Consider the following 22688-nt stretch of genomic DNA (forward strand, 5'->3'; position numbering starts at 1 on the left):
TAACGAACTCTTGACAATACCGCTAAACCTTAGCGAACTTTGCGCCTTTTCGAAACAGATTCTGGAGCGGCCTCGAAGCACCAGGCCGCCGTCCCCCCGCGACAGCCGCCTGTGCTGCCGTGCTCCAGGTGGGCCGCGCGCCGCTCAGACCGCCATCCCCCCTTGACGCCGGACACGGGCCTGTCAAAACCGCCCCATGGCCACCGCAACCCTCTCCATCGACCTCGACGCAATTGCCGCGAACTGGCGCGCACTGGATCGTGCATCCAACCGTCGGGTGGCGACCGGCGCCGTGGTCAAGGCCGATGGCTACGGGCTCGATGCGGGGCGCGTCGCGCGCACCCTCGCCCAGGCCGGGGCACGCCAGTTCTTCGTGGCCGTCGCCGAGGAAGGTGTCACGCTCCGCAAGGCTCTCGGGCCGGGCCCGGCGATCAACGTCTTCTCGGGGCATATGGAGGGCGACACCCAGGCCATCGCTGGCGCACGGCTGACCCCGATGATCAACTCCGCCGAGCAACTCGCCCGGCATTTCGAGGCCCTGCCACGCCATCCCTTCGGCATCCAACTCGACACGGGCATGAACCGGCTGGGGATGGAGGCGGACGAATGGGCCGCGGTGGCGGAATTCGCGCTGGGGCAAGGGCCGAAGCTGGTGATGTCCCATCTGGCCTGCGCCGATGAGCCCGGGCATGCCGCGAACGCCGCACAGCTGGCCGAGTTTCACCGCCTCACGGACGGGATCACCGTGCCGCGCAGCCTGTCGGCCACGGGCGGCATCCTTCTGGGCGAGGCGTATCATTTCGACATGACCCGGCCCGGCATCGGGCTCTATGGCGGCGCCCCCTTCGGCGCGGCCGAGCCGGTGGTGCGCCTGTCGATCCCGGTGGTGCAGGTCCGCGCGGTCACCGCGGGCGAAAGCGTGGGCTACGGGTGTTCCTGGGTGGCGCAATCGGACGGGGCCATCGCGACGCTCTCGGCGGGCTATGCCGACGGGTTGATCCGGGCAATGAGCAACCGCGCCATGCTCTATGCGGGCGACGTGGCTTGCCCGCTGGCCGGGCGCGTGTCCATGGACCTGCTCACCGTGGATGTCAGCCATCTCGACGAGGTGCCGGAGGCGCTCGATCTGCTGTGTCCCGCGCAAGGCGTGGACCGTCTGGCCGAGGCCGCCGGCACGATCGGCTATGAAATCCTCACTTCGCTGGGGCCCCGCTACGCCCGGCACTATGCGGGCGGCGTCGCATGATCCGCCTGATCGCCGCCATCGGGGCGAGCGTGCTGGGCATCCTGGGGGCCGCGGGCCGGTTCGCCATCTTCGTCGGCGCCGCCTTCAGCCACATGGTGCGCCCGCCCTTCTACTGGCGGGAATTCGGCCAGGCCCTGCTGAATATCGGCTATTTCAGCCTGCCGGTGGTGGGCCTGACAGCGTTCTTCACCGGCGGCGCGCTCGCGCTGCAGATCTACGCGGGTGGCGCGCGCTTCTCGGCCGAGGCCGTGGTGCCGCAGATCGTCGCCATCGGCATGGTGCGGGAACTGGGCCCGGTGCTGGGCGGTCTGATGATCGCGGCGCGCGTGACCTCGTCGATCGCCGCCGAGATCGCCACCATGAAAGTGACCGAGCAGATCGATGCCCTGGTCACCCTGTCCACCCACCCGATGAAATACCTCACCGCCCCCAGGGTGCTGGCCGCGATCCTCGTGGTGCCACTGCTGGTGGCGGTGGGCGACACGATCGGGATCATGGGGGGCTACCTGGTCTCGACCTCCCGGCTGGGCTTCAACCCGGCGACCTACCTGCAGAACACGGTGGATTTCCTCGAACTGCACGACATCGTCTCGTCGCTAGCGAAGGGGGCCGTATTCGGCGCCATCGCCGCCCTGATGGGCTGCTATTCGGGCATGAATTCGGGGCGGGGTGCGCAGGGCGTGGGCGCGGCCACCAAATCCTCCGTCGTCGCGGCGGCCGTGCTGATCCTCGCGGCCAACTACATGCTGACCGAACTGTTTTTCTCCGGATGACCGACACCACCAGCCCCCCTCCGATGATCGAGTTGCGCGGCGTCTCCAAGGCGTTCGGGCCCAAGGAGGTTCTGCGCGGCGTGGATCTCGTGATCCCCAAGGGCGAGAGCATGGTGATCATCGGCGGCTCGGGCACGGGCAAATCGGTGATGCTCAAGAGCGTGCTGGGCCTGATCTCGCCCGATGCGGGGCAAATCCTGGTGGACGGCAAGGATGTCGAGAAGGTGGAGCGCGATGCCTTCCTCGCCCGCTTCGGGATGCTGTTCCAGGGCGGTGCGCTCTTCGACAGCCTGCCGGTCTGGCAGAATGTCTCGTTCCGCCTGCTGCGCGGGGCGCTGAAACGCCCGCGCGCCGAGGCCCGCGACATCGCCATCGAGAAGCTGCGCCGCGTGGGCCTGACCCCGGACGTGGCCGACCAATTCCCGGCCGAGCTGTCGGGCGGCATGCAGAAACGCGTGGGCCTCGCCCGCGCCATCGCCGCCGAGCCCGAGATCATCTTCTTCGACGAGCCCACGACCGGGCTCGACCCGATCATGTCGGGCGTGATCAACGACCTGATCCGCGAGATCGTGGTCGAGATGGGCGCCACCGCCATGACCATCACCCATGACATGACCAGCGTGCGCGCCATCGCCGACGACGTGGCCATGCTGCACGGGGGCAAGATCCGCTGGACCGGCCCGGTCTCGGACATGGATCACAGCGGCGATCCCTACCTCACCCAATTCATCAGCGGCTCCGCCGATGGCCCCATAGAAGCGGTGCGATAGGGCGTCGGCGGGTGCCCGTGCCACGGCAAGTCCGGCCAAAGCCGCAAAACGCACAAGGGTAGGGAAAGTCATTCATCCGGGGGGAAAATGGTGCGGTCGAGAAGACTCGAACTTCCACGGGTGTTACCCCACAGCGACCTCAACGCTGCGCGTCTACCAATTCCGCCACGACCGCACGCCTTGGAGAATGGCGGGGGTTTAGCGGGCCTTGGCCGCAATGCCAAGAGGGAATTGTGCCTCCCGCACGCGATTTTCCACCCGGCCGTCCGCGCGCATTTGCGGCATTCACAACCGCTCGCAAGGGGGCGTCCCTTGCAGCAGGCGGCGGTTTCGGGCATCCCCTCATGGACCGCACGGAGGGGCCGATGGACTGGATCATTTCCGATGGGCTGGTGCCCTACGAGGACGCGCTCGCCACCATGGAAGCGCGTGTCGCCGCCATTTCCGAGGGCCGCGCGCCCGAGATGATCTGGCTGTTGGAGCATCCGCCGCTCTACACCGCCGGCACCTCCGCCGACCCCGCCGACCTGACCGACCCGGACCGCTTCCCGGTCCACACCGCCCGGCGCGGCGGGCAGTACACTTACCACGGGCCGGGCCAGCGGGTGGTCTATGTCATGCTCGATCTGGGCAAACGCGGCCGCGACGTGCGCCAGTTCGTCTGCCGGATGGAGGCCTGGGTGATCGCCACCCTGGCCGAGTTCAACGTCACCGGCGAACGCCGCGAAGGCCGCGTGGGCGTCTGGGTGCAACGGCAGGACAAACCGCGCACTGCCGCCGGGCAGCTCCAGGAGGACAAGATCGCCGCTATCGGCGTGCGCCTGCGCAAATGGGTGAGCTTTCACGGTCTGTCGATCAATGTGGAGCCCGATCTCGACCATTTCTCCGGCATCGTGCCCTGCGGCATCACCGAACACGGGGTCACCAGCCTGGTCGATCTCGGCCTGCCGGTGACCATGGCGGATGTGGACGTGGCCCTGCGCAAATGCTTCGAAGAGACCTTCGGCCCCCTGCCGGTGGAGGCCTGAACCCGTGTCCCGTAAAATCCCTTGCAGGAGGTCTTCATGTCCCGCAGCGCAGAGCTGATCGCCCAGTACCGCGCGGTGCACGAGGGCAAGGTCTATGGCCAGACCTCGGAGCTGCTGACCGGCTACATCCTGCGGCAGGTCGCCTTCCTGCCGCCGCCCCGCACCATCCTCGACTATGGCTGCGGGCAGGCGCGGACCGTGGACTGGCTGGCGAAGATCTTCGACGCCACCGCCTATCGCTACGACCCCGCACTGCCACAGATCGCGACCCTGCCCGAGGTGGAGACCGACCTCGTGATCTGCACCGACGTGATGGAGCATATCCCCCTCGAAGAGGTCGACCGCGTCCTCGCCGAGATCCGCAGCGTCTCGCCCAACGCGTTCTTCAACATCTCCTGCGTCAAGGCCGCCGAGATCCTGCCCAATGGCGAGAACGCCCATTGCACGGTGCGCCCCGCCCGCTGGTGGACGGCCCGGCTGGGCGCGCAGTTCGACACGGTGCGCAAGGTGCGCTCGTTCAATCCGAACTCCGTCAGCCTGGTGACCTGGCCCCGCCCGGATACCGAGGCCGATTGAGCCGTCAACCATTGCGAGAATCGAATGCTTCGCTCGCGAAACAAATCTCTGCAAACCCTTGATCCCGCGCCGTTTCGCGAAAAAACTTGTCGGCGTCGTAACCGCCTTTCCCGCGTGATGCCTTAACGCCGCGCCGCGCCCTTCTTCATCTTTGCGAAAATACTCCGGGGAAGTTGCCCGGCCCGGGCGACGGGGGCAGCGCCCCCGAACGCCCCCGCCAGATGGCCGAGCCATGCGACCTTTGCGCCCATGTGGCGAAAAACACATGCAGAATCTGTTGTATGTCATGGTGTACGGCATTGCCGCACCCGCGCAGCCCCGATAGAACATATTTCGGAACCGCAGGGCGAGTCCGTCTGAACGACCCTTTGGACAGGCCCCCGCGGAGAACGACGAACAGGAGAGAGCAGCATGGCAGATGCAGCCATCCATGGCCACGGTCACGAAGATACCCGCGGGTTCTTCACCCGTTGGTTCATGTCGACCAATCACAAGGATATCGGGATCCTCTATATCCTCGTGGCGGGTCTGGCCGGGTTCATTTCGGTCGCCTTCACGGTTTACATGCGCATGGAGTTGATGAACCCCGGCGTTCAGTACATGTGTACCGAGGGCGCGCGCTTCATCGCGGCCGGCGCGAACGATGTCTGTACGCCGAACGGGCACCTGTGGAACGTGCTGATCACCGGCCACGGCATCCTGATGATGTTCTTCGTGGTGATCCCGGCCCTCTTCGGCGGTTTCGGCAACTATTTCATGCCCTTGCACATCGGTGCGCCGGACATGGCCTTCCCGCGGCTGAACAACCTGTCCTTCTGGCTCTACGTGGCCGGGACGTCGCTGGCGATTGCCTCGGTGCTGGCACCGGGCGGCAATGGCCAGACAGGTTCCGGCGTGGGCTGGGTGCTCTATCCGCCGCTGTCCACGACTGAGGCCGGGTTCTCGATGGATCTGGCGATCTTCGCGGTCCACGTGTCGGGCGCCTCGTCGATCCTCGGCGCGATCAACATCATCACGACCTTCCTGAACATGCGCGCCCCGGGCATGACACTGTTCAAAGTGCCGCTCTTTGCCTGGTCGATCTTCGTCACCGCCTGGCTGATTCTTCTGGCCCTGCCGGTTCTGGCGGGCGCGATCACCATGTTGTTGACCGACCGGAATTTCGGGACGACCTTCTTCGACCCGGCCGGCGGCGGCGACCCGGTGCTTTATCAGCATATCCTGTGGTTCTTCGGCCACCCGGAAGTCTACATCGTGATCCTGCCAGCCTTCGGCATCATCAGCCACGTGATCGCGACCTTCTCGCGCAAGCCCGTCTTCGGCTACATGCCCATGGTCTGGGCGATGATCGCGATCGGCGGCCTGGGCTTCGTGGTCTGGGCACACCACATGTACACGGTGGGCATGTCCCTGACCCAGCAGAGCTACTTCATGCTGGCGACCATGGTCATCGCGGTGCCAACGGGGGTGAAGATCTTCAGCTGGATCGCGACCATGTGGAAGGGGTCTCTGACGTTCGAGACACCGATGCTCTTTGCCATCGGGTTCCTGTTCCTGTTCACCGTGGGCGGCGTGACCGGTATCGTGCTGTCCCAGGCGGGCGTCGACCGGGCCTATCACGACACCTACTACGTGGTGGCTCACTTCCACTACGTGATGAGCCTCGGGGCGGTGTTCGGAATCTTCGCCGGGATCTACTTCTGGATCGGCAAGATGTCGGGCCGTCAGTACCCGGAATGGGCCGGCAAGGTGCACTTCTGGACCTTCTTCATCGGTACCAACATCACCTTCTTCCCGCAGCACTTCCTGGGCCGCCAGGGCATGCCGCGCCGCTACATCGATTACCCGGAGGCCTTCGGGCTCTGGAACTGGGTGTCGAGCTGGGGCGCGTTCCTGTCCTTCGCCTCGTTCCTCTTCTTCATCGGTGTGGTCTTCTACACCATCACCCGCGGCAAGCGCGTGGAAGAAGAGAACTACTGGAACGAGCATGCGGACACCCTGGAGTGGACCCTGCCCAACCCGCCGCCCGAGCACACGTTCGAGCAGCTCCCGACCCGGGACATGTGGGACAAGCAGCCGTCGCACTGAGGGAACCCCATGCCACTTGAGTGGATCACCACGTCGCAGCAGGCTCCGGAGAAATCCGGGGCCTGTTTGACGGAGCAGCGGCTGTATCTCTGGCCGCACAAGTCGCTGACGGCCAAGGGGTTCGTCGCGTTCATGACGATCACCGCGCTGGCGCTGTCCCTGCCCCTCGTCGCGGTGCTGGGGACGGGGGTGCTCTGGGGTCTCTTGCCCTTCATGCTGCTGTCGCTGGGCGGGGTGTGGTACGGCATTCGCCGCAACCAGCGGGACATGAGCCTGCACGAGGTGCTGGTGCTGGCCGAGGACCGGATCGCCCTGACCCGGCACAACCCGCACCGTGCCGCGCAACACTGGGAAGCCAACCCCTACTGGGTGGAGCTGCGCCTGCACCCCAAGGAGGGGCCGGTGGAAAACTACATCACCCTGCGCGGCTCCGACCGGGAGGTGGAACTGGGCGCGTTCCTGTCCCCGGAGGAACGTCTGGACCTGCATGCGGACCTGCAGGACCGGCTCAACCGGATGCGGCGCCCCTGAGCCCCCACACGCGACCAAGCCCGTTCGAACGGGCTTGGCCCAGCCCGCGCGACACGCCTCGCAGGCCCCCGGACCTCTGCCGCGGCCCCGCGTAGCGCGCGCGGCGCAACAGGCGGCAACCGCTCCGCAAAGCGCGTTCAAGCCCGTTCGAACGGGCTTTGGGGCGCTCTGCCCACAACAGCGCGGCCAAATCCGCCCCGACATGCGCCAGATCAGGGCGCCCTCTCTGCGGGTGCCCTACACTTACCGGTGCCGGGACCACAGTGCGTGGCGCAACGAGTGCCTTCGGTGGTAGCGAGTGAGTGCCCCGGCAGTTACCGGCCCGCATTACGGACCGGCCTGCGCCAGCCGGACACCACCCCGGTTGGCGCCCTTGTATGCGCGACATGCAGACCGCGCGGCCGCTCTCAGCCCTTGCAGTCGCGGCACTCTGCCGTTGTCGGGTCCACGTCGAGCCGCGGCAGGCCAATGAAGCCGCCGCAATCGACGCAATAGCCGAACTCCCCCGTCTCCATACGGTGCAGGGCCGCCACGATCCGCGCCCGGCGTCCGCGGCGGCGCACCTCCAGCGCGGCCGCCATCGCCTGGCCCTGCAGCGCATCCATCCGCGACAGCCGCCCGACGCTCTGCTGGTCCAGCTCCACTGTCTGCCGCGCCGCGCCGCTGTCTTCGGAGGCCTGCACCAATTGCGCCATCTCCGCATCCAGCACCGCGCGGTAGCGGCGGGCGAGGGTCTGGGCGTCGGCTGGCGTGTCGGTCATGGCGGGGTCTTGGGGCGCGAGGGTCGTGGTCGGGGTCGTCGGGGCAGGCGTGCTGTCTTGTCCGGGCCGCCTCAGGCGCTGAGCCGGTCCTTGACCATCGGCCCCACCCGGCCGAAATCCATCCGGCCGGTGTAGCGGGTCTTCAGCGCGCCGATCACCCGGCCCATGTCGCGGATCGAGTCCGCCTCCAGTGCCGTGATCGTGTCGTCGATCGCCGCGTCGATCTCGTCCTCGCTGAGCGGGGTGGGCAGGTATTCCTCGATCACCTCGATCTCCGCCAGTTCCTGCGCGGCCAACTCCAGCCGCCCGGCCTCTTCATAGGTGCGCGCGGTCTCCTGGCGCTGCTTCACCATCTTTCCCAGGATCGCCATGATGTCCGTCTCGGACACGCCCTCGGGCTTGCCCTGGCCGCGCAGGGCAATGTCCTTGTCCTTGATCGCGGCACTGATGAGCCGCAGGGTGGACAACCGGGCGGCGTCCTTCTCCTTCATCGCGGCCTTCAGGCCCGAGGAGATCTTCTCGCGCAAATCCATGTCGTGTCTGTCCCCCAGAAGTGGCAAGCCTGCCCTATGTAAGAAGGCCGCCGCGGTCTGGCAAGCGGGTGCAGGCGCAGGGGCCGGATGTGATCGCGCGCGCTTGACCCGACCGCGCCCCCCCCTTAGGGTCCGCCAGATTTTGCCTGCTGCTGAGGAGTCGCCCATGCCCGCCGCCCCCGACACCCCGACCGCCTGCCTCGTGCTCGCCGATGGCACGGTCTTCTACGGGCGCGGGTTCGGCGCGGTCGGCACGACCTCGGCGGAGCTGTGCTTCAACACCGCCATGACCGGCTACCAGGAAATCATGACCGACCCCTCCTATGCGGGTCAGGTCGTGACCTTCACCTTTCCCCATATCGGCAACACGGGCGTGACCGCCGAGGATGACGAGGCCGCCGACCCCGTCGCCGCAGGCATGGTGGTCAAATGGGACCCGAGCGAACCCTCGAACTGGCGCGCGCAAGGCAAGCTGACCGAGTGGCTGACCCGCACGGGCCGGATCGGGATCGGCGGCGTGGACACGCGGCGCCTGACCCGGCAGATCCGCCAGCAGGGCGCGCCCCATGTGGCCCTGGCCCACGACCCGGAAGGGAATTTCGACCTTGAAGCCCTCGTGGCCCAGGCCCGCGCCTTTGCCGGGCTGGAGGGGGTCGATCTCGCCCGGGAGGTCACCTGCGCGCAATCCTACCGCTGGGACGAGCAACGCTGGGCCTGGCCCGAGGGCTACACCCGCCGAACCACACCGGGCCACAAGGTCGTGGCCCTGGATTACGGCGCGAAACGCAACATCCTGCGCTGCCTGGCCTCGGCGGGCTGCGACGTGACGGTGATGCCCGCCACCAGCACCGCCGAAGACGTGCTGGCCCAGAACCCCGACGGCGTGTTCCTGTCCAACGGTCCCGGCGATCCGGCGGCCACCGGGAAATACGCGGTCCCGATGATCAAGGGCGTGCTGGAGGCCTCGGACGTGCCGGTCTTCGGCATCTGTCTCGGCCACCAGATGCTGGCCCTGGCGCTCGGCGCACAGACCGTGAAGATGAACCACGGCCATCACGGCGCCAACCACCCAGTAAAGGATCTGGAAACCGGCAAGGTCGAGATCACCTCGATGAACCACGGCTTCACCGTGGACAGCCAGACCCTGCCCCACGGCGTGGTCGAAACCCACAGGTCGCTCTTCGACGGGTCGAACTGCGGCATCCGCATGACCGACCGCCCGGTTTTCTCGGTGCAGTACCACCCCGAGGCCAGCCCCGGCCCGCAAGACAGCTACTATCTGTTCGAGCGGTTCGCTGCGGCCATGGCTGCGCGCCGTGCAGTTACGGCGGGCTAACGCGGCGCAACCCGCCTTAACTTGATGTTAACCTTGCCGTTTCACGGTGGCACGGCCTGTGTTCCCCGCTGTGAGCGCCATGTCCGTGATTTCCCTCCAACCCACCCGCGATACGGGTGACGGTCTTCTTGCGCCGGTGCCGCGCAAGCCAGCGCCGCGCCCGGAGCGGGAGTTGCTGGCCGATCTGCTGGTGCGGCGGGGGGACATCTCGCCGGCCGAGCGGTTGCAGGCCGTGCACATGGCACGGCTGCAGGGACGGCGCCCGCTGGAAGTTCTGGAGGCCGAAGGCTGGCTGGCGCCCGAACTGCTGCTGGAAGCGCGCTGCGAGATGTACCGCGCGGGCCGCATCGACCCGGAGCAGGCGCCCGCCGATCCCGATCTGATCGGCGCCTACGGGATCGACTGGTGTCTCACCCACGGTATCCTGCCCTGGCGGCGGTTGTCCGGGGCGACCGTGTACCTGGTGGCCGAGCCGGAGGAATTCGCCGATATCGCCGCGACCCTGCCACCCGAAGCCGGGCAGCCGGTGCTGGCCGTGGCCGGTGCCGATGCCATTGCCGAGGCGATCCGCGCCGCCCATGCCCCCCACCTGATCGCCCGCGCCGAGACCGCCCTGCCCGGACGCTGGAGCTGCCGCGGCTTCCGGCCACTCTCGGCGATGATGGGGCTTGTGTGCCTGTACCTGGCCACCGCCGCCCTGGTTCTGATCCCGGGGCTTGTGACCAGCGCGCTTATGTGGATCACGCTCGCGGTGCTGGCGATCACCATGGGCTTCAAACTGATGCTCGCGGTCGCCTGCCTGAGCGCGCGCCCCCCGCCGCAACCGCCCCCGGAGCGGAACAAGACCAGACCGCCCCTGCCTGCCATGAGCATCCTCGTGCCTCTGTTGCGGGAAAGCGAGGTGGCGGAAAAACTGCTGAACAATCTCGACCGGCTCCGCTACCCCCGTGCGTTGCTGGATGTTCTGTTCGTGGTCGAGGCCGAGGATGACGTGACCAAGAACGCCCTGTCGCAGCTGCGCCTGCCGCAGGGGTTCCGCATGCTGGAGGTGCCCCGCGGGACGGTGCAGACCAAGCCGCGGGCCTTGAATTTCGCGCTGCCCTTCTGCCGCGGCGAGATCGTGGGCATCTACGACGCAGAGGACCGGCCCGACCCGGACCAGCTGCTGAAGGTGGCCGAAGGCTTCCGCCACGCCGCGCCGGAGGTGGCCTGCCTGCAGGGGCGGCTCGACTTCTTCAACACCCGGTTCAACCTGATCGCGCGGTGCTTTACCGCCGAATACGCCGGCTGGTTCGGACTGTTCCTGCAGGGGCTCGACCGGCTGGGCCTGCCGATCCCACTGGGGGGTACGACCCTGTTCCTGCGCCGCAAGGTTCTGGAGGAGGTCGGGCCCTGGGACGCCCATAACGTGACCGAGGACGCGGATCTCGGCATGCGGCTCTACCGCCACGGCTACCGGGTCAGCCTGATCGACACAGTCACCCAGGAAGAGGCCAACGTGCGCATCTGGCCCTGGATCAAGCAGCGCTCGCGCTGGATCAAGGGCTACATGGCGACCTATGCGGTGCATATGCGCAGCCCCCGCGCATTGTGGCGGGCGCTGGGGCCGGGCGGGTTCGCAGCCCTGCAATGCCTGTTTCTCGGCTCGATCCTGAGTGCGCTGACCATGCCGCTGCTGCTGTGGCTTTGGCTCGGGCATCTGGGCGCCCCGATCGTGCCCAACGCCGTGCTGGCCACTCTGCCACCGGCCCATGTGCTCGGCCCGGTGATGCTGGGGATCGAGGCGGTGAACCTGGCGCTCTGGGCCGCCGGCGTGCGGGCGGCCCGGCACCGCCACCTGTGGCCGATGCTGCCGCTGCTGCATGTCTATTTCCTGATGTCGAGCATCGCCGCGCTCAAGGCGCTGGTCGAGCTGCTCTACAAGCCGTTCTACTGGGACAAGACCGACCACGGGATCGCGATGGACGTACCCGAGCCGCCCGCCTGAGCCGCCACCGGCTCAGAGCTTCTCCGCGTCGCTCTTCAGCCGGGTCTCGAACGCCAGGGAAATATGCGCCTTGAGCGCCGCGTAGGCCGCATCCTCATCGCGGTTGGTGATCGCCGCCAGGATCGCGCGATGCTCTTCCAACGCCTCTTCTCCGCGCCCTTCGGCCGCCAGCGACGTGGTCGCCATCAACGCCATGGACCGATAGACCAGATCGAGCTGCTGCACGAGAAACCGGTTGTGGGACGCCAGGTGGATCTGCTTGTGAAACCGCCGGTTCGCCCGCGCCATGGCCGCCGCATCCCCGAGCAGCGCGGCATCGCTCTCGACCATGTCCGACAGAACCTTGATCTCTTCGACCGCCGCATGCCGGGCCGCCAGACGCGCCGCCAGCCCCTCCAACTCGCAGCGAACCACGTAGAGCTCCGCCATCTGGTTGTGATCGAGCGAGGCCACGATCAGCGACCGGCCGTCCCGCGCCAGCAGGGACTGGGTCTCCAGCCGTTGCAGGGCCTCGCGAATGGGCGTGCGCGACACGCCGAAGCGCTCGGCCAGGTCGCTTTCCACCAGCCGGTCGCCGGGGCGGTAAATGCCCACGTCGATGGCCTCCAGGATCATGTCATAGGCGTCTTTCTGGGCCGGTTTGGGCTCTGTCATTCTTGTCTCCTCCGCGCGAAACCCTATCCGCCCGGGCGTCCGAATTTCAAGCAAGCATTGGCAAGCGCGCGGCAAAAGCGTAGGTGCAGGGCATGGTTGCTGATCGCTTTTCCCATGTCGACACCTGGGTGTTCGACCTCGACAACACGCTCTATCCGCCGCAGATGCGCCTCTTCGACCAGATCGAGCGGCGCATGACGGCCTATGTGATGGACGCGCTGGGTGTCTCCCGCGCCGAGGCGGACCGCCTGCGCCGGGAGTACTGGGCGCGGTTCGGCACGACGCTGGCGGGGCTGATGGAGGTGCACGGGGTCGATCCCGGCCCCTACCTGACGGATGTGCATGACATCGACTTCACCGTGCTCGCCCCGGATCCCGCCCTGGCGGCGCGGCTCAGGGCCCTGCCCGGGCGCAAGATCGTCTACACCAACGGCTGCGCGCCCTATGCGGAAAACGTGCTGCACCATCGCGGGCTGAGCGGGATTTTCGACGCGGTCTACGGGGTGGAACACGCAGGCTTCCGCCCCAAGCCGGAGCGCGCGGCCTTCGAGACCGTGTTCGCCCAGGACGGCGTGACACCCCGGCGCGCCGCCATGTTCGAGGACGATGTCCGCAACCTGCATGCCCCACATGCGATGGGCATGCAGACGGTCCATGTCGCGCCGGAGCCGGACCCGGCCCCGCATATTCACCATCACACCGATGACCTGAGCGGTTTTCTGACCCGCGTCCTGCCCTGATCCACGGGCAGGGCGGCAAAAAACCCGCATGGTTTTCTCAGCTTTTGCTGCACTGCGGCAACGCGCCTCCTGTCCGGCGCATGGCTATGCTGCCATATACGGCGCAGACCCAGAACTCGGAGAAACCTCATGACCACGCTGACCACCAACACGCCGATATCCGCTCCCGCCCCCAAGTCCCAAAAAGTGGTTCGGGAAAGCCGGTTCGACGCCTCGGTGAACAAGGATGAGGTGCAATTCATCCTGCTGGCGCTGGCCATCATCGGTCTCTGGGGCGGCGCGACGCTGGTCTTCGGCTATGCCGGGCTGATCGTCGGCGCGCTGACCATGGTCGCGGCGATCTACGCCGCGCTGGTGCTGATCAGCCGCGGCTGACGCGCCGCGCGGACGAAATGCCGCTTGGCCCCTGCCCGTCGCAGCCTTAGGTTGCCGAACAATGGAGGGCGGAGCATGCAGACCGAACAGACCGATATTCTGATTTCCGGCGGCGGCGTGGCAGGATTGTCCGCCGCCGCCGCCTTTGGATCCGCCGGGTTCCAGGTGATCGTGGTCGACCCCGCCCCGCCGGTGACCGAGGGCGCGGCGGACGGCGCCGACATGCGGACCACCGCGTTCCTGCAGCCCTCCCGCGAGGTGCTGGAAAAGGCAGGGCTCTGGGCGCGGCTGGCACCTTTCGCAGCCCCGCTGCAGGTGATGCAGATCATCGATGCCGGCGGGACCGAGCCCGTGGCCCGGGTGCAGAAGGCCTTCAACGCAAGGGACATCTCCGACGATCCCTTCGGCTGGAACCTGCAGAACTGGCTTTTGCGGCGCGAGATGGTCGCACGGCTCGAGGAGCTGCCGAACGTCACCTTTCGCCCCGGGGTCGGCACCGCGGACGTGCTGGCGCGCGAACGCGAGGCCCGGGTGCGGCTGACCGACGGGACCATGGTCTCGGCGCGGCTGCTGATCGCGGCGGACGGGCGAAACTCCCCGGTGCGCAACGCGCTGGGGATCGGCGTCCGGACCACGCGGTACGGCCAGAAAGCGCTGGCCTTCGCGGTCACCCACCCGATCCCGCACGACAATGTCTCCACCGAGATCCACCGCTCCGGCGGCCCCTTCACCCTGGTGCCCCTGCCGGATCTGGAGGGCCAGCCGCGCTCCGCCATCGTCTGGATGGAGCGGGGACCGGAGGCGCTGCGCCTCGCATCCTGCGACGTGGCAGAATTCGAAGCCGAGATGACCGCCCGGTCCACCGGGTTGCTGGGCCCGCTCAAGCTGGTCTCCAGACGGTCGGTCTGGCCGATCATCAGCCAGATGGCGGAGCGGCTCACCGGCCCGCGCACGGCCCTGATCGCCGAGGCCGCCCATGTGGTGCCGCCCATCGGGGCGCAGGGGCTGAACATGTCGCTGGCGGATGTGCGGGTGCTGCTGGAGCTGGCCGAGGCCGCGCCGGACACCCTCGGCAGCCCGGAGATGCTGCAGGCCTACGCGCGCAAACGGGCACCGGATGTGCGTACGCGGATCACCGGGATCGACCTGCTGAACCGCGCCTCCATGGCCGGGGCACAGCCGCTTCGGGACGCCCGGGCGCAGGGGCTGAAGGCGCTCTACGGCCTGGCCCCGGTGCGCAAATCGCTGATGCAGCTGGGGCTCGGGGTCCGCTAGGCGCCCCGCCCCAAGGCCGCGCAACAGCCGAGCCGGGCCAAGGGGGCGCGCGCCCCCTTGCTGGCGCGCCGCGGCAGACCTTCCTCATACCCGGGCCGAACCGCGCCGCGGCGCCGGTGTAGCGGCATGGTCTGCGTAGCCGGGGACGCCAGACGGTTCCGCTGCGCCCGTCATGCGCCCCTCGCGCGCGTTCCAGGCGGGGCCAAGGGGGCGCGCGCCCCCTTGCCAGCGCTCAGCTCAGAACCTTGTCCAGGGCGGTCTCAAACCGGGTCACCGCCGCGGGCACGTCATAGAGTTTGTCCAACCCGAAGAGCCCGATCCGAAACGTTCGGAACTCCGCGGGCTCGTCGCATTGCAAGGGCACGCCCGCCGCGATCTGCATCCCTTGGGCCGCGAATTTCGACCCGTTCTGCAGGGCCGGATCGTCGGTATATACCACCACCACCCCCGGCGCGCCGTAGCCGTCCGCTGCGACCGACTGGAACCCCCGCGCCGCCAGCAGGCTGCGGACCCGGGTGCCCAATTCCCACTGCGCCTCCGCCAGCTTGCCGAAGCCGTAGGCCTGGGTCTCCAGCATGGTGTCGCGGAACGCCCGCAGGGCATCCGTGGGCATGGTCGCGTGATAGGCGTGTCCGCCGCCGAGATAGGCATCCATGATCGACAGCCATTTCTTCAGATCGATGGCGAAGCTGGTGGACTCCGTCTCCCGCACCCGGGCCACGGCCCGCTCCGACAGCATCACGAGACCCGCACAGGGCGACGCGGACCAGCCCTTCTGCGGCGCGGAGATCAGCACATCGACCCCGGTGGCCTTCATGTCCACCCAGGCGCAGCCCGAGGCGATGCAATCCAGCACCATCAGCGCGCCCACCGCATGGGCGGCCTCGGCCAGCTGCGTGACATACGCATCCGGCAGGATCACCCCGGCGGAGGTTTCCACATGGGGCGCGAAGACCACGTCCGGCTGGGTCTCGTGGATCCTGGCCACCACCTCCTCGATCGGCGCGGGCGCGAAGGGCGCGGTGGCGCCGTTGCCCACCTGTCGCGCCTTGATCACCGTGGTCTCGGCGACGAAGCCCCCAGCCTCGAAAATCTGGCTCCAGCGGTAGGAGAACCAGCCGTTGCGCACCACCAGCGCATGGGCGTCGGTGCCGAACTGGCGCGCGACGGCCTCCATCCCGAAGGTGCCACCGCCGGGGATCACGGCCACATGGTCGGCATTGTAGACCTCGCACAGCATGCCGTGGATATCGCGCATCACGCACTGGAACGCCCCGGACATGTGATTGAGCGAGCGGTCGGTGAACACCACCGAGTATTCCAGCAGGCCGTCCGGATCGACGGTATCGAGCAAAGCGGTCATGTCAGTCTCCTTTGGCCACCGGGGTAGCCACCGCCCCCCGCACCTGTCACGGACAAACTAACGCAAAGCCGCAGGGCGAGCGCGGGCTTTTCCGTCGCAGGGGAAAGGCCGGGCGCGGATCGGAAACAGGCGGCTCCGGCGGGCGCAGGTTTTCGCCAGGAAGGCGACCGGCACATCGCGCCGATGGCTCTTGCCCACCGCATACGCGAAGAGGTCGAAAGCCCCCATCACGGGCCCGTCTCAGCCCAGCGGTCCGGGCCGCCGCTCCTCCGACAACAGCACATTCGCCTCCACCTCTCCCGCGCCGGGCAAGGTCATGATCCGCCGCCGCAGCACCCGCTCGAAATCCGAAATGTCCCGCGCCACGACGCGCAGCCGGTAGTCATAAGCGCCCAGAACGTGCTGGACCACCTGCACCTCGGGGATCGCGGTCACCGCGCGCTCGAAATCCTCGACGCTGACCCGGCCCTTGGCGGCGAGCTTCACGCCCAGAAACACCGTCACCCCGAAGCCCAGCGCCTGCGGGTCGAGGCGCAGCCGACGCCCCTTCAGGATCCCCGCCTCCTCCAGCCGCTTGATCCGCCGCCAGGTCGCGGGCTGGCTGAGGCCGAGCTTGCGGCCCAGCGCCCCGGCGGTCTGCCGCGCGTCGCGCGACAGCGCCCGCAAAAGCGCGCGGTCGGTCTCATCGAGCGCGCTCACAGCGGCAGCGCCTCGTCGGTCTTGACGTCCGAGATCAGCATCAATTGCTCGATATCGGCGATATGCGGCAGGGTCAGGATGCGCGCGCGGTAAATCTCCTGGTAATGCCCCATGTCGCGGGCCAGCACGTTCAGGCGCACATCGACCCGGCCGAGGAAGGTCTGGATCTCCGTGACCTCCGGCACCCCGCGGGCGGCGGCGAGGAAGGTGTCGAAGGCGTTGCGCTCGGTCTTGTCCAAGGTGATCCGCAAGGCCACCTCCACCGCGAAGCCCAGGCGCCGCCAGTCGATCACCGCCTCCAGGCCTGTGATCACACCCGCCGCCTCCATCCGCTCGATCCGCCGCCAGGCGGTGGCCCGCGGCAGGCGCGCGGCCTCGGCCAGTTCCGCCGCCGAAAGGGTCGGGTCGGACTGATAGAGCCGCAGGAGCCGACGGTCGATGTCATCGATTTGCATGATTTTTTACCTAAACCGAACTAGCGCGAATAGCAATTTCAGAATGCATCCGAATTCTCGCGCCCGCCTTCTGCCCTTTCCCGCCCATCGGTGTAGGGTGCCCGCCGATACGACCCGCAACCGGAGGATGGATAATGCGCGTTTATTACGATCGCGACTGCGATGTGAACCTGATCAAGGACAAGAAGGTCGCCATTCTGGGCTACGGCTCCCAGGGGCATGCCCATGCGCTGAACCTGCGCGACAGCGGCGCCAAGAACCTGGTCGTCGCCCTGCGCGAAGGCTCCGCATCGGCCAAGAAGGCCGAGGCCGAGGGCCTGCAGGTCATGGGCATCGCCGAGGCGGCCGCCTGGTGCGACCTGATCATGTTCACAATGCCCGACGAGCTTCAGGCAGAGACCTACAAGAAATACGTCCATGACAACATCCGCGAGGGCGCCGCGATCGCCTTTGCCCACGGGTTGAACGTGCATTTCGGCCTGATCGAGCCCAAGGCGGGCGTCGACGTCATCATGATGGCGCCCAAGGGTCCCGGCCACACCGTGCGCGGCGAATACACCAAAGGCGGCGGCGTGCCCTGCCTTGTGGCGGTGGACACCGACGCCACCGGCCGCGCGCTGGAGATCGGCCTGTCCTATTGCTCCGCCATCGGCGGCGGGCGTTCGGGCATCATCGAGACCAACTTCCGCGAGGAATGCGAAACCGACCTCTTCGGCGAGCAGGCGGTCCTCTGCGGCGGCCTGGTGGAACTGATCCGCATGGGCTTCGAGACCTTGGTCGAGGCGGGCTACGCTCCCGAGATGGCCTATTTCGAGTGCCTGCACGAGGTGAAGCTGATCGTGGACCTGATCTACGAGGGCGGCATCGCCAACATGAACTACTCGATCTCGAACACCGCCGAGTATGGCGAGTATGTCAGCGGCCCGCGCGTGCTGCCCTATGACGAGACCAAGGCCCGGATGAAGGCGATCCTGACCGACATCCAGACCGGCAAGTTCGTGCGCGACTTCATGCAGGAAAACACCGTGGGCCAGCCGTTCTTCAAGGGCACCCGCCGCCTGAACGACGAGCACCAGATCGAAGCGGTCGGCAAGGAGCTGCGCGGCATGATGCCGTGGATTTCCGCCGGCAAGCTGGTGGACCAGGAAAAGAACTGAGCCTGGCTCGAAAACGCGAAAGCCCCGGCCGGTGCCGGGGCTTTTTTGTGCCCATGGGCGACGCAGCGCGTCAGCTCTCGGCGTCGTCTTTCTTGGGCGGCACGGTGGTGCCGGGCAACACGATGGTCCCATCCTTGTAGAGCATGAAGCCACACAGACCGGCCAACCCCAACAAAACAACAATAACAACGGCTTCCATGATTTTCGCTCCCTGGTTTTTTTGAATCGCGGGCATCCGACGCAGCGCCGGACCCCCGCTGCAGCCAAAAGTTGCAGGTTCGATGCGGCTTTGCAAACCGGAATCGCATGGGCACCGGGATCGGCCCGGGCGGCGGGTCTGGCGCCCGGAAATTGGGCGCCGCGCCTGTTCAGCAGGCGGCCTCGACCGCTGCGACCACCTCGCCCACCACGGATGTCAGCATCGCCTCATCCTCGCATTCCGCCATCACCCGCACCAAGGGCTCGGTCCCGGATTTGCGGATCAACAGCCGCCCCTTGCCCGACAGCTGCGCCTCGGCCGCGGCAATCGCCGACTTGACCGACGCCGCCGCCAGCGGGTCCTGCCCGGCCCCGAAGCGCACGTTTTCAAGCCGTTGCGGCACGGTGGTGAAGCTGTGCTTCAACTCCGAGGCACTGCGCCCCTGCTGCACCATCTCGGCCAGGAATTGCAGCCCCGCCATCAGCCCGTCGCCCGTGGTGCCGTGGTCCAGCATGACGATATGGCCCGACTGCTCTCCGCCCAGGTTCCAGCCGCCCTTGCGCATCGCCTCCACCACGTAGCGGTCGCCCACGGCGGTCCGCACCAGCTTCAGCCCCAGATCGTTCAGGTAGTATTCCAGACCGAGGTTCGACATCACCGTCGCCACCAGCGTGTTGTCGCGCAGCAGCCCCTGTGCGGCCCAGCGGGTCGCGAACAGCGCCATGAGCTGATCGCCATCGGCCAACTCGCCATTCTCGTCGAGGATCATCACCCGGTCCGCATCCCCATCGAGGCAGATGCCCACATCCGCCCCGTGGGACACCACCGCCTCCGCGGCGGTCTGCGGCGCGGTGGAGCCGCAATCGCGGTTGATGTTGCGCCCGTTCGGCGACACGCCCACGGGGATCACATCCGCCCCCAGTTCCCACAACACGGCGGGCGCGACCTTGTAGGCGGCCCCGTTGGCGCAATCCACCACCACCTTCAGCCCGTCGAGCCGCAGATGCGCGGGAAAGGTCCGCTTCGCCCGCTCGATATAGCGCCCGAGCCCGTCGTCGATCCGCTTGGCGCGGCCGATATTGGGCGCCTGGGCGGGGCGGATATCGCCCGCCAGGATCTCCTCGATCTCCTCCTCGGCGGCATCGCTCAGCTTGTAGCCGTCGGGGCCGAAGAACTTGATGCCGTTGTCGTCGGCGGGATTGTGGCTGGCCGAGATCATCACGCCGACATCGGCGCGCATGGACTGGGTCAGCAACGCCACCGCGGGCGTCGGGATCGGCCCGAGCAAGAGCACATTCATCCCCGTCGACGTGAACCCGGCGGTCAGCGCGGTCTCGAACATGTAGCCCGACAGCCGCGTGTCCTTGCCGATCACTACCCGGTGCGCGGCGGACTGGTCGCGGCGGAAATACCGCCCCGCGGCCGCACCGAGGCGCAGGGCCATCTCCGCCGTCATCGGCGCGGTGTTGGCGGTGCCCCGGACCCCGTCCGTGCCGAAAAGCTTGCGTGCCATGGCTGTTCTTGCCCTTTCCTACCCGGTCTCGATCTGCGTCAGCGGCGCCCAGAGGGCGAGCGCCTGTCGCGTCGCTTCTACATCATGGACCCGCAGGACCTGAACCCCCTGCGCAGCCCCGTGCAGCGCCACCGCGACCGACCCCGCCACCCGGTCCGCCGCCTGAGGTGTCGCGGACAGAGTGCCGATGAAAGATTTGCGCGACGCCCCCAGCAGGATCGCACAGCCCAACCCGTGAAACAGGCTCAGCCCCCGCAGAAGCGCGAGGTTGTGATCCAGCGTCTTGCCGAACCCGATGCCGGGGTCCGCGAGGATATGGCTCCGCGGCAGACCCGCCGCCTCCTGCGCGGCGATCCGATCCTCCAGCGCGTCATAGACATCGAGCAGCACCGCATCGTAGCGCGGATCGTTCTGCATGGTCTCCGGCGCGCCCCTGGCATGCATCAGGCAGGCGGGCACGCCCCGCTTACGGGCGAGCGGGCCCATCTCCGGGTCGAAGCCGAAGGCCGAGACATCGTTGATCATGTCCGCCCCTGCGTCGAGTGCCGCCGCCGCCACCGCCGCCTTGCGCGTATCGATGGAGATCGGCATGCGCACACCGCCCGCACGCAGGGCGGCGATCACCGGCGCCGTGCGCTCGATCTCTTCCGGCACGGGGATTTCGCGCGCCCCGGGCCGGGTGCTTTCCCCACCGATATCGAGGATCTCCGCCCCCTGCGCCCGCATCAGCCCGGCATGGGCGACTGCCGCCCCGAGCCCGTCGAACCGCCCTCCGTCGGAAAAACTGTCCGGCGTGGTGTTGAGGATCCCCATCAATCGCGGCCGGTCCAGCGCGAGCCCCGCCACCGGCGCGCGCGGCGCGGTCAGCCGGGCGCGCATCTCCGCGGGCACCTCCCCCGCCGGGATCAGCACCGCCGCCGCGTCCCGGCGCAGCACCTCCACCCCGTCGCACCACACCCAGCCCCCCGCGAGGCGGAGCGCCCCCGCGCCGGGGGTCAGGGTCGGAATGGGGCGGTAATAGGCGCGCGACATGGGGCCGGGGTTACAGATCCAGCCCGCGAACCTCAAGCGCATCGAGCCGGGCCGCCAGCCAGGCCGCCTGCCCTTCGGTGTCGCGCGGCTCCGGCACCGGGCCGTCCGTCGCATCGAGCAGCATCTTGCCCGGCGCCCAGACGGTCATCTGCCCCTGCCGCAGGGCCCAGTCGATCTCGGTCCGGCTGTCCACCACGACGCAGCGCGGATCGCGCCCGGCCAGCATCCAGGCGGTCTGCTCCAGCGCCAGAAGGTCGATCCGCCGCTGGGCGGCGGGATGGGCTGCGCGCGGCCCCTCCCGGGCGATCTCGGCAATGCACAGGATCACCGGCACGCCGTCCGTCTCCAGCGCGTCGAGTCGCGCTGACAGGTCCGGCGCCGCGATGGCCGCTGCATGCACCCGCACGAGCCGCGGGCGCGGAACCGGGCTGGCGATGCGCTGCGCCTCTTCGGGGGTGCGCACGATCTCGACCCCGAGGGCGAAGGGGCCGCGATCCAGCTTCTCGATCCGCACGAAGGCGCGCGCGGCCTTGGGGTCCGACAGGATCCGGTCGGCCACCCGTTCCGCCAGCGTTTCCAGCAGGTTGATCCGCTCCTCGGCCAGCGCGCCATGGATCGCCTCGGTCAGGGTGTCATAGGACAGGATCTTGTCCACATCATCGGCCAGGGTCTCGGCGGCGGCGCGCACCTCCACCACCACGTTGAACCGGACCCGCTGGCGCGTGCCCCGCTCGGCCTGAAAGGCGCCGATCTCGACCTCCAGCACGTAATCGCGCAAGGAGATCCTGTCCCGCCCGTCGCGCGACAGATGCAGCGCACGGGCCTCGGGATGCGCGAAGGCGCGCCGGGTTTCATCGTTCATCAGCAGGGGATCCTTGGCCGCGGCTTGAGTCGGCGGGACGCTAGCACAGGCCGCGCCCGGGGTCTGCGCCCGTGGCGCGCAACCGGCGTGTTACCGCGACGCGGTGCGGCCGGGGTAATACTGCCGGTAGAACCGGTGCACGCCGATGGCGGCGGTGCGGATGTATTTCGACGCCCAGCCGGGGTTCACGGCGGTCGTGTGATAATGGGTCGCGCCATCGGTCAGGGGCCGCGTCGCGCTCTGCAGGCTCATCTTCGCGACCTTGCCGACCCGTTCCCAGGCCCGCGGCTCGGCGATCCGCTCCGGGTGCCCGTCACAGGTATAGGTGAACTGGCACTGGTATTTGCGCCCGGTGCCCTGGTTGATCACGGCGCAGACGGAATTCGGATACCGCGCCGACTCGACCCGGTTGAGGATCACCTCCGCCACGGCGAACTGCCCCTTCACGGTCTCGCCGCGGGCCTCGAAATAGAGCGCCTCCGCCAGGCATTCCCACGCCTCGCCGCCGCTCACGGGGGGCTGGGCATCGATCCACTCACGGCTGTAGCGGCGCTCCGCGGGCAGCGGGCTGGTGGTGACCGGCGAGGCCAGCCGCTGCAACCGGTCGGAGGGCACGGCCGAAAGCATGCCCTGTTCGGTACTGAGCAGACCGCGCAGCTCCAGGTCGATGGCCTTGGTGGGGTTGTTGGACGACATGACCGTCACATCGGCCAGGGACAGAGAGCCAGTTGCAAT

24 protein-coding genes and 1 tRNA gene are annotated in these 22688 nt (G+C 67.9%); 13 read left to right on the forward strand and 12 right to left on the reverse strand.

Annotated elements, in window-relative coordinates; genetic code table 11:
- Positions 1 to 196: 196 nt before the first annotated feature.
- Genes alr through DSHI_RS12115 form a run of 3 tightly spaced genes read left to right on the forward strand, consistent with a single transcriptional unit; the run spans position 197 to position 2789 of the window.
- Positions 197 to 1246 (forward strand): alanine racemase, encoded by a 1050-nt coding sequence (alr, locus tag DSHI_RS12105; protein ID WP_012179045.1) that lies wholly within the window; start codon positions 197 to 199, stop codon positions 1244 to 1246.
- On the forward strand, positions 1243 to 2019 hold the full coding sequence (locus DSHI_RS12110) for an MlaE family ABC transporter permease (RefSeq protein ID WP_012179046.1): 777 nt from the start codon (positions 1243 to 1245) through the stop codon (positions 2017 to 2019). Before alr ends, DSHI_RS12110 begins: the two co-directional genes overlap by 4 nt.
- A gap of 23 nt (positions 2020 to 2042) precedes the next feature.
- Complete coding sequence (locus DSHI_RS12115) at positions 2043 to 2789, forward strand: ABC transporter ATP-binding protein (protein WP_044027847.1); 747 nt, start codon at positions 2043 to 2045, stop codon at positions 2787 to 2789.
- An 88-nt stretch (positions 2790 to 2877) separates the two neighbouring features.
- On the opposite strand, the gene DSHI_RS12120 is transcribed toward DSHI_RS12115, so the two are convergent.
- Positions 2878 to 2964: transfer RNA gene (locus tag DSHI_RS12120), tRNA-Leu, on the reverse strand.
- A 190-nt stretch (positions 2965 to 3154) separates the two neighbouring features.
- On the opposite strand from DSHI_RS12120, the gene lipB reads away from it, so the two are divergent.
- The 4 genes from lipB (at position 3155) to DSHI_RS12140 (ending at position 7012) form a co-directional block, all read left to right on the forward strand.
- Positions 3155 to 3817, forward strand: coding sequence for a lipoyl(octanoyl) transferase LipB (gene lipB, locus DSHI_RS12125; protein ID WP_012179048.1), 663 nt, complete (start codon positions 3155 to 3157; stop codon positions 3815 to 3817).
- 36 nt (positions 3818 to 3853) lie between these two features.
- Positions 3854 to 4393 (forward strand): methyltransferase domain-containing protein, encoded by a 540-nt coding sequence (locus DSHI_RS12130; RefSeq protein ID WP_012179049.1) that lies wholly within the window; start codon positions 3854 to 3856, stop codon positions 4391 to 4393.
- A 411-nt stretch (positions 4394 to 4804) separates the two neighbouring features.
- Positions 4805 to 6481 (forward strand): cytochrome c oxidase subunit I, encoded by a 1677-nt coding sequence (gene ctaD, locus DSHI_RS12135; RefSeq protein WP_012179050.1) that lies wholly within the window; start codon positions 4805 to 4807, stop codon positions 6479 to 6481.
- Between the two features lie 9 nt (positions 6482 to 6490).
- Complete coding sequence (locus DSHI_RS12140) at positions 6491 to 7012, forward strand: DUF2244 domain-containing protein (RefSeq protein WP_012179051.1); 522 nt, start codon at positions 6491 to 6493, stop codon at positions 7010 to 7012.
- 407 nt (positions 7013 to 7419) lie between these two features.
- On the opposite strand, the gene DSHI_RS12145 is transcribed toward DSHI_RS12140, so the two are convergent.
- Positions 7420 to 7773, reverse strand: a complete 354-nt coding sequence (locus DSHI_RS12145; protein ID WP_012179052.1) for a TraR/DksA family transcriptional regulator — start codon at positions 7771 to 7773, stop codon at positions 7420 to 7422.
- A 71-nt stretch (positions 7774 to 7844) separates the two neighbouring features.
- The gene (locus tag DSHI_RS12150; RefSeq protein ID WP_012179053.1) at positions 7845 to 8306 is read right to left on the reverse strand and encodes a GatB/YqeY domain-containing protein; all 462 of its coding nucleotides are present in this window, start codon (positions 8304 to 8306) and stop codon (positions 7845 to 7847) included.
- Between the two features lie 166 nt (positions 8307 to 8472).
- On the opposite strand from DSHI_RS12150, the gene carA reads away from it, so the two are divergent.
- Both carA and DSHI_RS12160 read left to right on the forward strand, forming a co-directional pair.
- Positions 8473 to 9642: a glutamine-hydrolyzing carbamoyl-phosphate synthase small subunit gene (carA, locus tag DSHI_RS12155; RefSeq protein WP_012179054.1), complete on the forward strand. Its 1170-nt coding sequence runs from the start codon at positions 8473 to 8475 to the stop codon at positions 9640 to 9642.
- 79 nt (positions 9643 to 9721) lie between these two features.
- Complete coding sequence (locus DSHI_RS12160; RefSeq protein ID WP_012179055.1) at positions 9722 to 11629, forward strand: glycosyltransferase family 2 protein; 1908 nt, start codon at positions 9722 to 9724, stop codon at positions 11627 to 11629.
- Positions 11630 to 11641: 12 nt separating this feature from the next.
- Here the strand turns inward: DSHI_RS12160 and DSHI_RS12165 are convergent, their stop codons facing one another.
- Complete coding sequence (locus tag DSHI_RS12165) at positions 11642 to 12283, reverse strand: GntR family transcriptional regulator (protein ID WP_012179056.1); 642 nt, start codon at positions 12281 to 12283, stop codon at positions 11642 to 11644.
- Positions 12284 to 12375: 92 nt separating this feature from the next.
- Here DSHI_RS12165 and DSHI_RS12170 point away from each other — a divergent pair, with 92 nt between their 5' ends.
- The 3 genes from DSHI_RS12170 to DSHI_RS12180 all read left to right on the forward strand — a co-directional run bounded on the left by DSHI_RS12170 (position 12376) and on the right by DSHI_RS12180 (position 14673).
- Complete coding sequence (locus tag DSHI_RS12170; protein ID WP_012179057.1) at positions 12376 to 13023, forward strand: pyrimidine 5'-nucleotidase; 648 nt, start codon at positions 12376 to 12378, stop codon at positions 13021 to 13023.
- A 129-nt stretch (positions 13024 to 13152) separates the two neighbouring features.
- The gene (locus DSHI_RS12175) at positions 13153 to 13398 is read left to right on the forward strand and encodes a hypothetical protein (RefSeq protein WP_012179058.1); all 246 of its coding nucleotides are present in this window, start codon (positions 13153 to 13155) and stop codon (positions 13396 to 13398) included.
- A 75-nt stretch (positions 13399 to 13473) separates the two neighbouring features.
- Positions 13474 to 14673 (forward strand): UbiH/UbiF family hydroxylase, encoded by a 1200-nt coding sequence (locus DSHI_RS12180; protein ID WP_012179059.1) that lies wholly within the window; start codon positions 13474 to 13476, stop codon positions 14671 to 14673.
- A gap of 232 nt (positions 14674 to 14905) precedes the next feature.
- Here the strand turns inward: DSHI_RS12180 and DSHI_RS12185 are convergent, their stop codons facing one another.
- From DSHI_RS12185 to DSHI_RS12195, 3 genes are all read right to left on the reverse strand, one after another.
- Positions 14906 to 16036, reverse strand: a complete 1131-nt coding sequence (locus tag DSHI_RS12185; RefSeq protein WP_012179060.1) for an aminotransferase class V-fold PLP-dependent enzyme — start codon at positions 16034 to 16036, stop codon at positions 14906 to 14908.
- 240 nt (positions 16037 to 16276) lie between these two features.
- Complete coding sequence (locus DSHI_RS12190) at positions 16277 to 16735, reverse strand: Lrp/AsnC family transcriptional regulator (protein ID WP_012179061.1); 459 nt, start codon at positions 16733 to 16735, stop codon at positions 16277 to 16279.
- Entirely contained in the window at positions 16732 to 17190 is a 459-nt protein-coding gene (locus tag DSHI_RS12195; protein ID WP_012179062.1) for an Lrp/AsnC family transcriptional regulator, read from the reverse strand. Before DSHI_RS12195 ends, DSHI_RS12190 begins: the two co-directional genes overlap by 4 nt.
- A 134-nt stretch (positions 17191 to 17324) precedes the next feature.
- On the opposite strand from DSHI_RS12195, the gene ilvC reads away from it, so the two are divergent.
- Positions 17325 to 18347: a ketol-acid reductoisomerase gene (gene ilvC / locus DSHI_RS12200; protein WP_012179063.1), complete on the forward strand. Its 1023-nt coding sequence runs from the start codon at positions 17325 to 17327 to the stop codon at positions 18345 to 18347.
- Positions 18348 to 18417: 70 nt separating this feature from the next.
- On the opposite strand, the gene DSHI_RS22995 is transcribed toward ilvC, so the two are convergent.
- From DSHI_RS22995 to DSHI_RS12220, 5 genes are all read right to left on the reverse strand, one after another.
- Complete coding sequence (locus DSHI_RS22995; protein WP_274580738.1) at positions 18418 to 18546, reverse strand: hypothetical protein; 129 nt, start codon at positions 18544 to 18546, stop codon at positions 18418 to 18420.
- Between the two features lie 169 nt (positions 18547 to 18715).
- Complete coding sequence (gene glmM / locus DSHI_RS12205) at positions 18716 to 20059, reverse strand: phosphoglucosamine mutase (protein ID WP_012179064.1); 1344 nt, start codon at positions 20057 to 20059, stop codon at positions 18716 to 18718.
- 18 nt (positions 20060 to 20077) lie between these two features.
- Positions 20078 to 21091 carry a dihydropteroate synthase gene (folP, locus tag DSHI_RS12210; RefSeq protein ID WP_012179065.1) on the reverse strand — a complete coding sequence of 338 codons (1014 nt, stop codon included), beginning with the start codon at positions 21089 to 21091 and terminating at the stop codon, positions 20078 to 20080.
- Positions 21092 to 21101: 10 nt separating this feature from the next.
- The gene (locus tag DSHI_RS12215; RefSeq protein WP_012179066.1) at positions 21102 to 21953 is read right to left on the reverse strand and encodes a dihydroneopterin aldolase; all 852 of its coding nucleotides are present in this window, start codon (positions 21951 to 21953) and stop codon (positions 21102 to 21104) included.
- A 90-nt stretch (positions 21954 to 22043) separates the two neighbouring features.
- Entirely contained in the window at positions 22044 to 22649 is a 606-nt protein-coding gene (locus DSHI_RS12220) for a cell wall hydrolase (protein WP_157865325.1), read from the reverse strand.
- Positions 22650 to 22688 lie beyond the last annotated feature (39 nt).

Origin of the sequence: Dinoroseobacter shibae DFL 12 = DSM 16493 (assembly GCF_000018145.1) — a bacterium.
GTDB classification, from domain to species: domain Bacteria; phylum Pseudomonadota; class Alphaproteobacteria; order Rhodobacterales; family Rhodobacteraceae; genus Dinoroseobacter; species Dinoroseobacter shibae.